The organism is Pseudomonas sp. SWRI50, assembly GCF_014269095.1.
GTDB classification, from domain to species: Bacteria; Pseudomonadota; Gammaproteobacteria; order Pseudomonadales; family Pseudomonadaceae; genus Aquipseudomonas; species Aquipseudomonas kermanshahensis.
Window position 1 is genome coordinate 27,576 of record NZ_JABWRW010000037.1, and the last position, 14,333, is coordinate 41,908.

Annotated in this window: 13 protein-coding genes; 5 read left to right on the forward strand and 8 right to left on the reverse strand. The window is 63.0% G+C overall.

Features of this window, described 5'->3' with window-relative positions:
* Positions 1-85: 85 nt before the first annotated feature.
* Together HU750_RS25735 and HU750_RS25740 are read left to right on the forward strand one after the other, a co-directional pair.
* Positions 86-691: a helix-turn-helix domain-containing protein gene (locus HU750_RS25735; RefSeq protein ID WP_085273222.1), complete on the forward strand. Its 606-nt coding sequence runs from the start codon at positions 86-88 to the stop codon at positions 689-691.
* A gap of 121 nt (positions 692-812) precedes the next feature.
* Complete coding sequence (locus tag HU750_RS25740) at positions 813-1,598, forward strand: sulfite exporter TauE/SafE family protein (protein WP_027593979.1); 786 nt, start codon at positions 813-815, stop codon at positions 1,596-1,598.
* Positions 1,599-1,610: 12 nt separating this feature from the next.
* Here HU750_RS25740 and HU750_RS25745 read toward each other — a convergent pair whose 3' ends face one another.
* From HU750_RS25745 to HU750_RS25765, 5 genes are all read right to left on the reverse strand, one after another.
* Positions 1,611-2,150 carry a histidine phosphatase family protein gene (locus HU750_RS25745; RefSeq protein WP_085273221.1) on the reverse strand — a complete coding sequence of 180 codons (540 nt, stop codon included), beginning with the start codon at positions 2,148-2,150 and terminating at the stop codon, positions 1,611-1,613.
* An 87-nt stretch (positions 2,151-2,237) separates the two neighbouring features.
* On the reverse strand, positions 2,238-2,570 hold the full coding sequence (locus HU750_RS25750; RefSeq protein ID WP_186683130.1) for a DUF3325 domain-containing protein: 333 nt from the start codon (positions 2,568-2,570) through the stop codon (positions 2,238-2,240).
* Positions 2,567-4,087 (reverse strand): PepSY-associated TM helix domain-containing protein, encoded by a 1,521-nt coding sequence (locus tag HU750_RS25755; RefSeq protein ID WP_186683132.1) that lies wholly within the window; start codon positions 4,085-4,087, stop codon positions 2,567-2,569. Before HU750_RS25755 ends, HU750_RS25750 begins: the two co-directional genes overlap by 4 nt.
* Positions 4,084-4,371 carry a hypothetical protein gene (locus HU750_RS25760; RefSeq protein ID WP_027593983.1) on the reverse strand — a complete coding sequence of 96 codons (288 nt, stop codon included), beginning with the start codon at positions 4,369-4,371 and terminating at the stop codon, positions 4,084-4,086. Before HU750_RS25760 ends, HU750_RS25755 begins: the two co-directional genes overlap by 4 nt.
* Positions 4,372-4,544: 173 nt before the next feature.
* Positions 4,545-6,785 (reverse strand): TonB-dependent siderophore receptor, encoded by a 2,241-nt coding sequence (locus HU750_RS25765; RefSeq protein ID WP_186683134.1) that lies wholly within the window; start codon positions 6,783-6,785, stop codon positions 4,545-4,547.
* A gap of 240 nt (positions 6,786-7,025) precedes the next feature.
* Between HU750_RS25765 and HU750_RS25770 the strand changes: the two genes are divergently transcribed.
* The gene (locus HU750_RS25770) at positions 7,026-8,309 is read left to right on the forward strand and encodes an arsenic transporter (RefSeq protein WP_027593985.1); all 1,284 of its coding nucleotides are present in this window, start codon (positions 7,026-7,028) and stop codon (positions 8,307-8,309) included.
* A gap of 113 nt (positions 8,310-8,422) precedes the next feature.
* On the opposite strand, the gene HU750_RS25775 is transcribed toward HU750_RS25770, so the two are convergent.
* Complete coding sequence (locus HU750_RS25775) at positions 8,423-9,697, reverse strand: Y-family DNA polymerase (protein ID WP_085273218.1); 1,275 nt, start codon at positions 9,695-9,697, stop codon at positions 8,423-8,425.
* Between the two features lie 135 nt (positions 9,698-9,832).
* On the opposite strand from HU750_RS25775, the gene HU750_RS25780 reads away from it, so the two are divergent.
* Positions 9,833-11,035 carry an MFS transporter gene (locus HU750_RS25780; protein ID WP_186683136.1) on the forward strand — a complete coding sequence of 401 codons (1,203 nt, stop codon included), beginning with the start codon at positions 9,833-9,835 and terminating at the stop codon, positions 11,033-11,035.
* Positions 11,036-11,042: 7 nt separating this feature from the next.
* Here the strand turns inward: HU750_RS25780 and HU750_RS25785 are convergent, their stop codons facing one another.
* On the reverse strand, positions 11,043-11,471 hold the full coding sequence (locus HU750_RS25785) for a LexA family protein (RefSeq protein WP_027593988.1): 429 nt from the start codon (positions 11,469-11,471) through the stop codon (positions 11,043-11,045).
* Positions 11,472-11,571: 100 nt separating this feature from the next.
* Here HU750_RS25785 and HU750_RS25790 point away from each other — a divergent pair, with 100 nt between their 5' ends.
* Positions 11,572-12,276 (forward strand): SOS response-associated peptidase family protein, encoded by a 705-nt coding sequence (locus HU750_RS25790; protein WP_186683138.1) that lies wholly within the window; start codon positions 11,572-11,574, stop codon positions 12,274-12,276.
* Between the two features lie 32 nt (positions 12,277-12,308).
* On the opposite strand, the gene HU750_RS25795 is transcribed toward HU750_RS25790, so the two are convergent.
* Entirely contained in the window at positions 12,309-14,123 is a 1,815-nt protein-coding gene (locus HU750_RS25795; protein ID WP_186683140.1) for an ABC transporter ATP-binding protein/permease, read from the reverse strand.
* Positions 14,124-14,333 lie beyond the last annotated feature (210 nt).

The following is a 14,333-nucleotide window of genomic DNA, read 5'->3' on the forward strand; positions in this document are numbered from 1 at the left end:
TGAGAATTCTAATATATGAGAATTTAGAAATGCGCAAGGGTCCAAGGTAATATGCCCGACCAACGCCGTATGCCGAGTGCCCCGAATGCCCGATGACCGTCCCGATGCACTGCCCTTGCTAGACCGCGCCGCCGTCGGCAGGCGCCTGCGCCAAGTGCGCAAGGCGCGCCAATTGACCCTCAAGCAATTGTCCGAAGCCAGCGGCGTGCCGGTGTCGACCTTGTCGAAAATGGAGCTTGCCCAGGTCTCGGTGAGTTACGAAAAACTGGCCGCCGCTGCCCGCGCGCTGAATGTCGATATCGCGCAGCTGTTCCGTGCCAGCGGCACGGCCGATACGCCGGTGCCGGTCACCGTGGTGGTGGACTCACTGGCCGCGGTGGCAGGCTACGCGACGGGTACCTACGACTACCACCCGATCGCCGGTGCATTCCCCGAGCGGCGCATGACACCCGCCTATGCCCGCATCATCGCCCGCGAGCGCGGGCAGTTCGACGACTTTATCCGCCACCCAGGCCAAGAGTTCGCACTGGTGCTCAGCGGGCGTGTGCGCATCGAGTTCGAGACGGGTGAAGCCGTCAGCATCGGCCCGCAAGAGACGGCCTACTTCAATAGCCAGGTGGGGCATATCTACCTGTCGGAAAGCGAAGACGGCGCTGATGCGCAGGTGATGGTGGTCATGACGGACCGCTGAGCGGTGCCGTACAGGCAACACGCAGTTATAACCTAATAACGAACTAGTCTATTTGGCTATTAAAAATTCTATATGCTGGCTTCCATCCGATAACGGGCAAAGTTGGGCAGTCGAGTAGCGTATGGATGTAGGTTCTTTCGGTTTCACCCTTGCCGGGCTGGTCGTGGGTTTCATCGTCGGTATGACCGGCGTAGGTGGCGGCTCGCTGATGACCCCTATTCTTTTGTGGTTTGGCATCAACCCGGCCACTGCTGTCGGCACCGACCTGCTCTATGCCGCCATCACCAAGGCCAGTGGCGTCTGGGTGCATGCCCGCAACAAGAACATCGACTGGAAAATCACCGGCCTGCTGAGCCTGGGCAGCGTGCCCGCCGCCGCACTCACCCTGTGGTTCCTCAGCACCCTGCATACCGACACCTCGGCGCTCAACGCCATCATCAAACAAGGCCTGGCCGTGGTGTTGATCCTCACCGCACTGGCCATTCTGTTCAAATCGCGCCTGCAGGCATTCGCCAGCCGTCATGCCGGTGACCACTATCACCTCAGCGACCGCAGCCTGAACACGCTGACCGTGCTCACCGGCGTCGTGCTGGGCGTCATGGTCACCCTGACTTCCATCGGCGCTGGCGCATTGGGCACCGTGGCCTTGTTCCTGCTTTACCCGTTCCTGGTGACCCGCCGCCTGGTCGGCACCGAAATCGCCCACGCGGTACCGCTGACCTTGGTCGCGGGCCTGGGCCACGCCGGCATGGGCAACATGGACTGGTCGCTGTTGGGTTACCTGCTGCTCGGTTCGTTGCCGGGTATCTACATGGGCAGCCACCTTACCGGGCGGATTTCCGACCGCGTGCTGCGCCCGTGCCTGGCCGCGATGCTGTTGCTGATCGGCTACAAACTGGCCTTCTGACTGCCACCGCTATCAACCCAGACGCAGACGCCACTGCCCGGCGAAGCTGAGTTCAAGGCGCGATAGCGGCAGCACATCAATGCGCTGATGGGCGCTCATCGGACACCCCAATAGCTGGACCAGTACGGCGCGGATGACCATGGGGTGAGTCACCGCCAGCCATTCACCCGGCGTGTCGAACGCCGCCAGCCAAACCGCTACGCGCTGGCACAGCTGGGCGAACGATTCGCCGCCATGCGGTGTGCTGTCGGGGTTTTCCAGCCATTCGGACAACGCCTGTGGATGAGCTGCCTGCAACTGCTTGAGCGACAAGCCTTGCCAACACCCCAGGTCGCAATCCGCCAATGCCGGTTCGACCCGTGCTTGCGCCGATAAAAATGCCGCCGTCTCGCAGGCCCGCCGCTCCGGCGCACTCAGCACCTGCACGGCAGGCCCAGCTGACACGGGCGGTTGCTCAAGCGCCAGGATGCCGTCCTCCGGCCGGGGCAGGCAGCCGGTCTTCTGCGCGTGGGTCAGGGCATGGCAAACGAGGGTCAGGCGAACGGCTTTCACCGGTGCTCTCTTCATGGCAGGCGGGAGCGGATGGTTTAGCATGCCGTCACTTTTTTTGCGCGACGAAATGCGCCTGGCCTGTGCAGATCAAGCCAGCAGCAACATCACACCCCACACCGGCACTGCCGCCGACAAGCCGACGGCCAGCCGCGGCCAGTAGGGCAATAGCATCACCAGCAGCATCCCTGCCAGCGACAGCGCCCCGAACCACGCCACCGGCCCCATGGCCCAACCCCAGGCCTGGGCGCACAGCAGCAGGCTGACCAGCAGCGCCAGCCACCCTGCCCCACGCAACCCCAGGCGTAGGCCACGTGGGCAGGGCCGATTCCAGACATGCTTGTAATGCCGCTCCAAGCCCTGGCACAACCCGAGCATCCCGACGTAGGCAAACAACATACCGCCTGTAACCCACATCATCATGCGCCCGCCTCCACGCTTCGCCCTGCCCTGGTCTTCTGCGGCGCCGACGCAGCCTGACGTACCCGCCAAGCCACCAGCCCCAGCAACACGCCCAACACCATCGCACACGCCACCACACCCAGGCGCATCGCGTCAGCCATGCCACCCAACGCGGCCAAGCTGATGCACAGCAGCGCCACCAACAGCAATTGCTCGACCCAGGCGCGCCGTGCCGGCCTCACCCCCGCGTGCAGCAGCGCCAGCAGCCACGTGCCAAAGAACGCGCGCACCTCCCAGCTTTCCCGTTGCACGAGCTCAACCGGCAACAAGCGGCTGGCCCACAGCAGGGCCACGCAGGCCAGTAACAACCCGCTGACGAAGCCGACATTGCACACTTCGGCTACCCGGTACCAGCGCCGCGCCGAAGGCTGCGCCGTGGCGCTGGCATATTTGCGCCCACGCTTGACGCAAAACAGCACCAGCCCACTGGCGATCATTACGCAACTGACCACCCCGCAAATGAAGTACAGCCAACGCATCGGGTAGCCGCCGAACTGGGCAAAGTGCAAACCGACCATCACCCGCTGGGTCAGCGGGGCCGCACGCCACTCAGGCACATCGCTAAGCAGCTCGCCGCTGACGCCATCGAAGACCATCGCCTGGCCTTTGGCGAGGGCGATCCGGTTGCCCAGTTCGGGGCGGATTTCAATACGCGCGCCTGCGGTGTTGGGGTTGCGGATGTTCAAGCCGCCAATCGGCCCCAGCCGCGCCTCGGCCTGAGCCAGCAACGGCGCCACATCAACCAGTTCGCCCGGCTGCCTGGCCAGTTGCCGTGGCTGCTCCAGGCGGGCATTGCCCTGCGCCTGGAAGTACGCGCGGCTGTCGCCTTCGAACAATGCATCGACCCCTGCCGGGATGTAGATGAGCATGAAGATCACCAAACCGGTGTAGGTGATCATCAGGTGGAACGGCAGCAACAGCACGGCGCTGGCATTGTGAAAGTCCAGCCATGAGCGCTGGCCCTTGTTGGGCCGGAAGGTGAAGAACTCCTTGAAGATCTTTTTGTGGATCACGATGCCCGTGACCAGTGCCGCCAGCATCACCAACGCCAGCGCACCGACCACGAAGATGCCCCAGTTGCGCGGCAAGTCGAGGGTGAAATGGAAGCGGAAAAAGAAGTTGCCGCCAACACTGTCACGCACCTCGATGGCCTCGCCGGTACGCGGGTCGAGCAGCACGCCACCGCCATGGCGACGCTCGCCGGTTGATACCCGCAACCCGGGCGAACGCTCGGTGGGCAGGCTGATGCCCCAGTTGCCGGCCTTCGGTTCGTGGGCTTGCAGATAGGCAACGGCCCGCCGCGCGGCATCGGCCTGGGACACCTCGGTTGCCGGGACCTCCGGCTGCATCCAGTGATCGAGCTCCTTGTCGAACACCGCCAGGGTGCCGGTGACGAAGATGGCAAACAGCAGCCAGCCGAAAATCAGCCCGGCCCAGGTGTGCAACCAGGCCATCGATTGAGTGAAGGTATTCTTCATGCCAGCCACCTCAGTGCCTGCGGCCAGAAGCCGATCAGTGCCAGCGGTGCAGCAAGCACCAGCGGCGCCCAGGCACGCACGGCATCACGGCTGGCAAAGGCCCAGAGGATTGCGCCGGTGTAGAAGATGAAGGCTGGCAGGGTCGCGACAATGACCGCGTCGGCGGACGACAGCGGCAGCAACCGGGCCAGGCAGGCACTGGCGGCGTAGCTGAACGCATAACCGCCCAGCAACGCCGCGGTGCTGCGGGAGAAGATCTGCAGCCAGGCGGGGGCTTGGATCATCGGAAGCTCCTCGAGGGTCTTGGGTGGGAGCTGCGCAACCCAATCGCCCTGTAGGAGCAGCCTTGTGCTGCGAAGAGGCCGGTGATAGCCCGAGAGTCTTCGCTGCTAATACCGGCCTCTTCGCAGCACAAGGCTGCTCCTACAGGGGATTGGGCCGCACTGCGGCCCCGGGATCAGAAGGTGATATTCAACGAAGCAAACACCGCCCGACCCGGCTGGTTGTAAGTGTTGGCCCCCGAGCTGCTGGCATTGCCACCGCGCAGGATCTGCTTATCGAACACGTTGTTCACCCCCACCCGCACGTCATAGTTGGCGTTGAACTTGTACCCTGTGCTCACGTCCACCAGGCCGTAGGCTTCGACATCCTGCTGCGCCTCCTGGTCGTAGCTTTCCTGGGTGCGGTAGTTGTAGGTCGGCGACTTCTGTTTGCCGAAGTAAGTGCCTGCCACCTGGAACGACAGTTTGTCGGTGGCGCGCCAATCGAGGGTGGTATTGACCGTGTACTCCGGGATCACAGACAGCGGCTCGCCCGTCTCGCGGTTGTCATTGTCGAGCATCCAGGTCAGGTTGGTGTTCCAGTCCAGGGTCGGGCTCAGCGCGATGAAGAAGTTGCCCTCGATCCCTTCCACGCGCGCTTCGCCGGCGTTCTCCCACTGCGTCACGCGGCGGCCGCTGTTGATGGTGTAGAGCACATCGGTGTCGCCGATGATCTTGTTCTTGTAATCGTTGCGGAAGTAGGTCGCGCTGGTACGCCAGGTGCCACGGTCGTACAGCAGGCCGATCTCTTTGTTGACGCTGATTTCTGGCTTGAGGTCGGCGTTGCCCTGTAGGTAGCAACCACCCGAGTTGGTCTGCTGCACGCTGCAACCGTTACCACGGCTGTAGAGCAGGTAGTTGGGGTTGGACTGGTACAGGTTCGGCACCTTGTAGGCGCGGGCGATACCGCCCTTGACCGACAGCGCCTCGGTCAGCTTGTGCGACAGGTTAAGGCTGGGGCTGAAGTTGTCGCCGAAGGTCTCGTGGTGGTCAAAGCGCAGGCCTGGGGTGACGGTGGTGTCGCCGACAATGATGTTGTCTTCGACGAACAGCGCGTAGCTCTTGGCGGTCAGCTTCGAGTTGCTGCGGTCGAAGCCGCTGATCGCGTCGTCGCCACCGCCACTGGGATCAAAACTCTGCGGGCGGAACGAGCCCTGATCGTTGAGCGACTCGTACAGGTATTCGCCACCCAGGGTCAGTACATGCTCGGTGCTGCCCATGGCGAATGGCAGGTTAACTTCGCTGCTCAGACGAGTATTGCGCAGCCGCGACATGGCGGCGCCGCTGTCGTTGATCGCGCCTTCCGGGCCCCCGGCCAGGCCTTCGTTGAGGCGCCAGTTGCGCACGTACTCGTAGGCCAGCGTGGTCTTGCTGGTGCCCCAGGCGAAATCGCCCAGGTGGGTCAGGTCGTAGGTGTTGCGCTGCATCACGTTGGTCTCGTGGCCATACAGGCTGGAGATCAGATCGACATTGCTGCCGCCGTTGCTGTTCATGGTGTCGCCAGCATAAATGTTGCCTTGTCGGCTGTAGCCGGCGCTGGTTTCAAAGCGGTGCTCGTCGTTGAGTTTCCAGCTCAGCATCCCGTTGATGTCTTTGTTGCGCACGCCTTCGCGGCCGGCCGACAGCGCACTGTTGGCATGGCTGGCGTTGATGTCCAGGTCGTCGGCGTCGGTCTTGGCCAGGCCACCGTATAGGCGGAAACCCAAGTTTTCGGTGAGGCCACCCCCCAGGTTGAAGTTGGTACGACGGCTGGCCCCCTCGGCGCTGTCTTCGGGCATCTGCGTGTACAGGCTGACGCTGCCTTTGAGCTCATCGGTCGGGCGCTTGGTGATGATGTTGACCACCCCGCCCATGGCGCCAGAGCCGTAACGCGCCGCCGCCGGCCCCCGCAGGATCTCGATGCGCTCGACCGCTTCGGCCGGCACCCAGTTGGTTTCGCCACGGGTATCGCGGTCGCCGTTCCAGCCATAGCGCACCGCATTGCGCGCGCTGGAAGGCTTGCCATCGATGAGGATCAAGGTGTTTTCCGGCCCCATGCCGCGCAGGTCGATCTGCCGGTTGTTGCCGCGCGCACCGCTGGCACTGTTGCCGGTCAGGTTGACCCCAGGTTCGCGGCGGATCAGTTCGGACAGGTCATTGGCCGGGGGATGACGCTTGATGTCCTCTTCGGTGATGATCGACGAACCCAGTGCCTGCCGCGCTTCGCGTTCGGCGGTGACCAGGGTGTCCTGAATGACCAGCGCGCTTTGCGCAGCAGGCACCTCCAGCACTTCACCGGCGCGCTGCTCGTCGGCCTGGGCGGCAGTCGCGACCATGGCCGGCGAGGCCAACGCAACGAACGCCAAGGCCAGGCTGTTGGGTGAAGGTCTGGATTGCATCGGTACATCTCCTGCGATTCATGAGCGAAAAGGCGCATCCCTGCCAGGAAGCCGGCGAGCCCTCGCCCACCGGCCTCGCAACGACAAAGTGGAGGCCAACAGGGGTGGTAAATATAGTGATTCTCAAATGAGTTTAAATCTTATTTACGAAACTTACATGTTTGTAACGGAACTTTGCGGAAACGCCCGTGCTTGCCCTACTCTGTGGCGGCTTCTTTGGCCCTTCGAGACCTTGTGTTCATGCTCCCAGCCGCGTTGATTTTCCTGTTCACCCTGACCCTGGTTATCTGGCAGCCCAAAGGCCTGGGCGTCGGCTGGAGCGCCACCTTGGGCGCCGTGCTCGCGCTGGTGTGCGGGGTGGTGTCGCTGCACGACATCCCCACGGTCTGGGCCATCATCTGGAACGCCACGGCGACGTTCATCGCCCTCATCATCATCAGCCTGCTGCTGGACGAAGCTGGCTTCTTCGAGTGGGCGGCGCTGCACGTGGCGCGGTGGGCGGGAGGTGACGGGCGCCGCCTGTTCGCCTTCATGGTGCTGCTGGGCGCCGCTGTTTCGGCGCTGTTCGCCAATGACGGCGCGGCGTTGATCCTTACCCCCATCGTCATGTCGATGCTGCTGGCGCTGCGCTTCTCGCCAGCCGCCACCCTGGCCTTCGTCATGGGTGCGGGCTTTATCGCCGATACTGCGAGCCTGCCACTGGTGGTGTCGAACCTGGTGAACATTGTCTCGGCGGACTACTTCGGCCTGGGTTTCAACGCCTATGCCTCGGTCATGGTGCCGGTGAACCTGGTGGCCGTGGCAGCCACCTTGTTGGTGCTGAGGGTTTACTTTGGCCGCGACATCCCGCTGCGCTATGCCACCGATGAGCTCAAGCTGCCAGCCATGGCCATCCGCGATCGCGCAACGTTTCGTGTCGGTTGGGTGGTGCTGCTGGCGCTGCTGGCCAGCCTGTTCGTGCTCGAGCCGTTGGGTATTCCGGTCAGTGCCGTGGCCGCGGCCTGCGCGGCCGTACTGTTCGCCGTCGCTGCCCGTGGTCACGTGATTTCCACACGCCGCGTACTGCGCGAAGCACCGTGGCAGATCGTGGTGTTTTCGCTGGGGATGTACCTGGTGGTCTACGGGTTGCGCAATGCCGGCCTGACCGACTCGCTGGGCAGCGTGCTGAACTGGCTGGCCGGCCATGGGGTGTGGGCGGCTTCGCTCGGTACCGGGCTGATTGCCGCGCTGTTGTCGTCGGTGATGAACAACCTGCCCAGCGTGCTGATCGGTGCGCTGTCGATCCATGCCAGCGAGGCCCAAGGCGTGGTGCGCGAAGCGATGATCTACGCCAACGTCATTGGCTGTGACCTGGGGCCAAAGATCACCCCGATTGGCAGCCTGGCCACGCTGCTGTGGCTGCATGTGCTGGCGCGCAAAGGGGTCAGCATCGGCTGGGGGTATTACTTCAAGGTCGGGGTGTTGCTGACGGTGCCGGTGTTGCTGGTGACATTGGCGGCTTTGGCGGTGCGGTTGAGTATCTAGGCGCCCAGGCCTGTGGGGTTGACCTGCGATAATTTGGACAGGGTGCCTGGCCAGGGCTACGCCCTGGTTCGCGGGTGAACCCGCTCCTACAGGAGGTACGTTGCAATCCGTGTTCAGCGATTAACCCGCCATAACCCGGCCATCTGCGTCGTGAAGCCTGCGCTCATCAACTCGCGCCGCATTGCCCATTCCGCTGCCGCCGGCACCGCTGCACTGCGTAGCGTGCCCCTGCCCCAACGTGCGTTGACACCGTCAATCACACCCATTACCCGCTCCGCCTGTACCGTCTGCGACGGGGCAAACAAGTCGCCGGTGAATTGCCCACGCTGGCACAGCTCCAGCAACAACACTTCTGCCTTGCTGTAGCGAAAGCCCTGCCGATAGATACGCCCCACCGCCTCCAGGGCCATGCGTGTGAGCAGCCGCACGTCATCTGTCGGATACGGCAACTGCACCACCACGCCGTTGGCGTACTTGGCCTCGTCCGGGTTGAACATACCGGTACGGATGCTGACGCGCATCTTGCTCGCCAGGGAGCGCTGGCTACGCAACTTCTCCGAGGCGCGCATCACGTAGGTGGCCACCGCTTCCTTGATGGGTGCCAGCTCGGTCAGGCGCTTGCCGAACATGCGGCTGCAACAGATTTCCTGGCGTGGCGGGTCGATGTCCTGCAGTTGCAGGCACGGCGTGCCCGCCAGTTCGCGCGCGGTCTTTTCCACCACCACGCTGAAGGTCTTGCGCAGCAGGCCTGGATCGGCGCGTGATAAGTCCCAGGCGGAGCGGATTCCCATGCCCTGCAGGTGCGCGGTGAGGCGTTTGCCGATGCCCCAGACCTCGGACACGTCGCACTTCTTCAACACCCACTCACACTGCGAAGCGATGCGCAGGTCGACCACCCCACCGCTGTGAACGGCCCAGCGTTTGGCCGCGTGGTTGGCCAGCTTGGCCAGGGTCTTGGTACCCGCGATGCCGACGCCGACGGGGATGCCGGTGTGCTTGAGCACCCGCTCGCGTATGCAGCGGCCCAGGTAGTCGAGGTCTCCGGGTACGCCGGTCAGGTCGGCGAAGGCTTCGTCGATGGAATACACCTCCAGTGCCGGGACCATGCCTTCGATTACCGCCATCACCCGCTGGCTCATGTCACCGTACAACGCATAGTTGGACGAAAAAGCCACCACGCCATGGCGGCGCAACAGGTCCTTCACCTGGTAATACGGCTGGCCCATCTTCACCCACTGCTTGGCCTCGGCACTGCGGGCGATGATGCACCCATCGTTGTTGCTGAGCACGACGATGGGCGTGCGCAGCAGATCGGGGCGGAACACGCGCTCGCAGCTGGCGTAGAAACTGTTGCAGTCGATCAGGGCATAAACGGGCTGTGGGTTCATCTGGAAGGCTTACATTGACTGTATATTCATACAGTAACTCATATAAGCGCGCTGTCGCCTCCCCCATTCATCCGATTTGCATCCTGCGCGCTGGCTCCTACAGTTCTGAACGTAGCAACCCCCGCGAGACGGCCAATGCGCACCACCGAAAAAACCGGCCATACGATTGCCGCCAAGGGCCTGCCAAAGATCCCGCGCAGTGTCTGGGCGCTGGGCTTCGTGTCGATGTTCATGGACATTTCCTCGGAGATGATCCACGCCCTGCTGCCGCTTTACATGGTGACCGTGCTCGGCACCTCGGTGGTGGCGGTCGGCTTTATCGAAGGCATCGCCGAGGCGACCGCATCGATCACCAAGGTGTTTTCCGGCGCACTGAGCGACCGGCTGGGCAAGCGCAAGCTACTCACGGTCGTGGGCTACGGCCTGGGCGCGCTGACCAAGCCCGTGTTCCCCTTGGCTTCGGGCCTGGACTGGTTGATCGCGGCACGCTTTGTCGACCGTATCGGCAAGGGCATCCGCGGGGCGCCGCGGGATGCATTGGTGGCCGACGTGACGCCCCCCGAATTGCGCGGCGCCGCCTTCGGCCTGCGCCAGGCACTGGACACTGTCGGCGCCTTCCTTGGGCCGTTGCTGGCGATCTTGCTGATGTGGCTCACGGCCAGTCATTTCCAGACGGTGTTCTGGGTGGCGGTGATCCCTGCGCTTGTGGCGGTCGGCACGCTTGTGGTGTTCGTGCACGAGCCCGAGGCCACGGCCACGTCGCGACCGGTACGTTCGCCGCTGGCCCTGCACCAACTGAGGCGGCTTGGCGCCGGCTACTGGCGACTGATCGCATTGGCCATGGTGTTTACCTTGGCACGCTTCAGTGAGGCCTTTTTGTTGCTGCGCGCCCAGGACATGGGCCTGGCCGCGTTATGGGCACCGGCGGTTCTGGTGGTAATGGCCTTGGCCTATTCGCTGTCGGCCTACCCCGCCGGAGTGCTGTCGGACAGGCTTGGCCGCCGTGGTGTACTGATGGCAGGGCTGGGGCTGCTGCTGCTGGCTGACGTGATGCTGGCGTTTTGGCCCGGCTGGGCCGGGCTGGCGCTGGGGGTAGTGGCCTGGGGGCTGCACCTGGGTTTCACCCAAGGCGTCTTTGCCGCGCTGATCGCCGACAGCGCCCCGGCCAACCTGCGCGGTACCGCGTTCGGCCTGTTCCACCTGCTGACCGGCGTTGCGCTGCTGGTCGCCAGCGTGGTGGCCGGGCTGATGTGGGATGGGGTCGGGTTCCAGGCCACCTTTCTGCTGGGCGCAGTGTTCGCTGGGATTACCCTGACTGGGGTTGGCTTGCTGCGCTGAACGGCCGCTATTTCGGATCGTGGCTGCGCACGCTGAAGGTCACTACACCCCAGATCGTCAACTCATCGCCTTCAAGGATGTAACGTGGGGGGTAACGTGGATTCTCCGAGCGCAGCACCACCTGCCCACCCACCTTATGCAGCCGCTTGCACAGCGGTTCGCCATTGACCGCTGCGATCACGATCTGGCCATGCCGCGCTTCGAGAGAGCGGTCGACCAGCACCAGGTCGCCGTCGAAGATCCCGGCGCCCTGCATGCTGTCGCCGTCTATCCTGACCAGATACATATGCGGGGCACGCAGGTTGAACAGTTCATCGAGCGAGATGGGCTGCTCCATGTGGTCCGCCGCCGGCGACGGAAAGCCAGCCGGGATGCGGAACAGATAACGCGAAACAGCACCGCTACCGCAGGTGATGGGACCCAGGATGGAAGTCATGGCACGGCCTTGAATTTAACTGTATATAGATACAGTATCGATCTACCGAGCATCAGGTCAATTTCGGCGTAGGACATTTCGACAAGTGGGGGTACATGCCATGTGTGGACGCTTCGCCCAGTCTCAAGGCTTGGCCGATTACCTGCGTGAACTGAACGCCGAACAGGACGTGATCAGCGGCTATGACAACCTGCCGATCGGTCGCTACAACGTCGCCCCCGGCAGCCGGGTGCTGATCCTGCACCGTGTCGATGACGGGCTGCGCGTCGACCCCTGCCACTGGGGCTGGGCACCGTTCTGGGCCACCGGCAAACGCCCCGCCCCAATCAACGCCCGGGTAGAGACGGTTACCACCGGCAAGTTTTTCAAAGCCCTGTGGCCGCAGGGGCGGGCGTTGGTGATGGCGGATGGTTGGTACGAATGGGTGGCCGACCCGCATGACGCCAAACGCAAGCAGCCGTACTACATCCGCCTGAAAACCCAGGCACCGATGTTCATGGCCGCGTTGGCCGAAGTGCACTCGGGGATGGCGCCTAACGAAGGCGATGGCTTCGTGATCATCACCGCTGCCAGTGACGAGGGCATGGTCGACATCCATGACCGCCGGCCACTGGTGCTTGAGCCGGCAGATGCGCGCATATGGATTGACGCTGACGTACCCGCCGAGGAGGCCGAGCGCCTGGCACGAGAGCGGTGCCTGCCGGTCGAGGCGTTCGAGTGGTTCCCGGTGAGCAAGGCTGTCGGAAATGTGCGCAACGACGGGGCCGAGTTGATCGTGATGCAGGATGCCGAGCATCAACCCTGACGCTGCGCTGTCATTACCCTCCTACCCCTCCGCTAAACCGGAACGTGCGCCGGTTGCTGCTCCATGACCGACCAGCCCCCATGCCCATCCACCTCGAGCCGATGTGTGTGGAACGCCGCCAACGTACTGCGGTGGCCAACACTCACCAACAGGGCCTGCGGCATCTCGCTGCGCAGTAGCCCATACAACGTATGCTCCAGCCCTTCGTCCATGGCCGAGGTGGACTCGTCGAGAAACACTACTTGGGGCTGGTTGAACAGCACCCGGGCAAACGCCAAGCGCTGTTGCTCACCCACCGAGAGGATGTGCGACCAGTCGCAACTGACGTCCAGGCGTTCGACAAGGTGGGCCAGGTTGACCTGGCGCAGGGCTTGCTGCATGCGCACTTCATGCTCGGCTGCGCTGGCCGATGGGTAGGCGATAACGGTGCGCAGGTCGCCTAGTGGAAGGTACGGGCGCTGAGACAGGAACAGCGCCTGGTGCCCCACGGGGCGCCTGACCTCACCCTCAGCGTAAGGCCAGAGCCCAGCCAGTGCACGCAACAAGGTGGTTTTACCACTCCCTGAAGGCCCTTTGATCAACAGCGCCTGGCCAGCGCGTAGGCTCAGATTGAGGCCGGCAATAAGGGGATGGCCATCGGGGCGCAATACCTGCAAACCGGCAATGTCCAAGGCATGCGCCTGTTCCTCGGTAGTGACGCGCGGCAGCAAACTGGCCTGTTCATTGGCATCGAGAAAGCCCGTCAAACGATCGAGGGTGGCGCGGTACTGGGCGAATGCGTCGTAGGATTCGCGGAAGAACGACAACGAATCCTGCACCTGGCCAAAGGCCTGGGAGGTCTGCATTACGTCGCCAAGCTTTATAGCGCCACTGAAGAAACGCGGCGCCTGAAGGATGAAGGGGAACACCACGGCAACCTGGCTGATACCCAGGTTGAAGCCGCTGAACTTCAAGTTTCGGAAGACCAATGCCCAAGCGTTGACAATCAATGCGCCAAAGCGGCCCAACAATGTGCCCCGCTCTACCCGTGCGCCTTGATAGAAGGCGATGTTCTCGGCATTTTCACGCAGGCGCATCAGCGCGTAACGGAAGTTAGCGGTGAGTTTCTCGTTGAGGAAGTTCAGACGAATCAACGGGCGCCCAAGGCGAAAGGCAATCCAAGTGGCAACGATTACGTACAGGTACACGGCAAAGACCATCGCCCGTGGGACCTCGAACCCGGCCACTGCCAGCGGTGCCGACAAGCCCCAGAGGATGCCCGTGAATGCCACCAACGACACCAGCGCACTGACTGCGCCCAGGGCAAGCGACACGGAGTTGGTGACGAAAGCATTGACGTCCAGCTCGATACGCTGGTCGGGGTTGTCTACGGGCTCGGCGAGGAACTGGCCGCGGTAGTAAGCATCGCCGTGCATCCAGTCGCGCGTCAGGCGCTTGGTGAGCCAGACTCGCCAGTGAATGCTGAAGGCCTGGGTCACGTAGAACGTGAACAGCGAGCGCAGCACGTGGATGGTGGCGAGCACCGCAAATACGCCTAGCAGGTACCAGAAGGCGCTCTGATCCAGGCCTTGCAGGGCGCTGTAGAAACCGTTGTACCAGAACGAGAACAGCACGTTCAGGCGCACCGAGAACAGCGTCATCACCAATAACAGGGCAAACACCAACAGCGGCCGCCAGCTGCGCCTGAAGCTGAAATACGACCCGGCGAGCTGCCAGAATTGGCTGCCCCAGCGTGTGAAGCGCACTGCGAGTGTCGCCGCTGCGGTGAAGCAGACCAGGGTGATGAACGAGGCGATTGCCAGCCAGCTCAGGCTCTCTTGCAAGGCCTGGTGCCAGTTCATTTCCATGATGGGTATCCATGCTGAGTATTTCCGCGAGGGTAGCATTACCTCAGGTTTTATCAGGCATGGATGACGCATGTTTCATCATCACGGCCAGTTGCCAGCCGGAAAAGACAAAACCCCTACCTGCTCGCGCAGATAGGGGTTTTGCGAAATGAATCTTGACGATGACCTACTCTCACATGGGGAAACCCCACACTACCATCGGCGATGCAT

What these genes read in the sequence shown, in the direction of transcription:
- HU750_RS25785 (WP_027593988.1), bottom strand. Translation starts at nt 11,471, where the DNA reads ATGACTTCCATCCTGGGTCCCATCACCTGCGGTAGCGGTGCTGTTTCG.
- HU750_RS25735 (WP_085273222.1), top strand. Translation starts at nt 86, where the DNA reads ATGCCCGATGACCGTCCCGATGCACTGCCCTTGCTAGACCGCGCCGCC.
- HU750_RS25780 (WP_186683136.1), top strand. Translation starts at nt 9,833, where the DNA reads ATGCGCACCACCGAAAAAACCGGCCATACGATTGCCGCCAAGGGCCTG.
- HU750_RS25755 (WP_186683132.1), bottom strand. Translation starts at nt 4,087, where the DNA reads ATGAAGAATACCTTCACTCAATCGATGGCCTGGTTGCACACCTGGGCC.
- HU750_RS25760 (WP_027593983.1), bottom strand. Translation starts at nt 4,371, where the DNA reads ATGATCCAAGCCCCCGCCTGGCTGCAGATCTTCTCCCGCAGCACCGCG.
- HU750_RS25790 (WP_186683138.1), top strand. Translation starts at nt 11,572, where the DNA reads ATGTGTGGACGCTTCGCCCAGTCTCAAGGCTTGGCCGATTACCTGCGT.
- HU750_RS25765 (WP_186683134.1), bottom strand. Translation starts at nt 6,785, where the DNA reads ATGCAATCCAGACCTTCACCCAACAGCCTGGCCTTGGCGTTCGTTGCG.
- HU750_RS25740 (WP_027593979.1), top strand. Translation starts at nt 813, where the DNA reads ATGGATGTAGGTTCTTTCGGTTTCACCCTTGCCGGGCTGGTCGTGGGT.
- HU750_RS25750 (WP_186683130.1), bottom strand. Translation starts at nt 2,570, where the DNA reads ATGATGATGTGGGTTACAGGCGGTATGTTGTTTGCCTACGTCGGGATG.
- HU750_RS25770 (WP_027593985.1), top strand. Translation starts at nt 7,026, where the DNA reads ATGCTCCCAGCCGCGTTGATTTTCCTGTTCACCCTGACCCTGGTTATC.
- HU750_RS25775 (WP_085273218.1), bottom strand. Translation starts at nt 9,697, where the DNA reads ATGAACCCACAGCCCGTTTATGCCCTGATCGACTGCAACAGTTTCTAC.
- HU750_RS25795 (WP_186683140.1), bottom strand. Translation starts at nt 14,123, where the DNA reads ATGGAAATGAACTGGCACCAGGCCTTGCAAGAGAGCCTGAGCTGGCTG.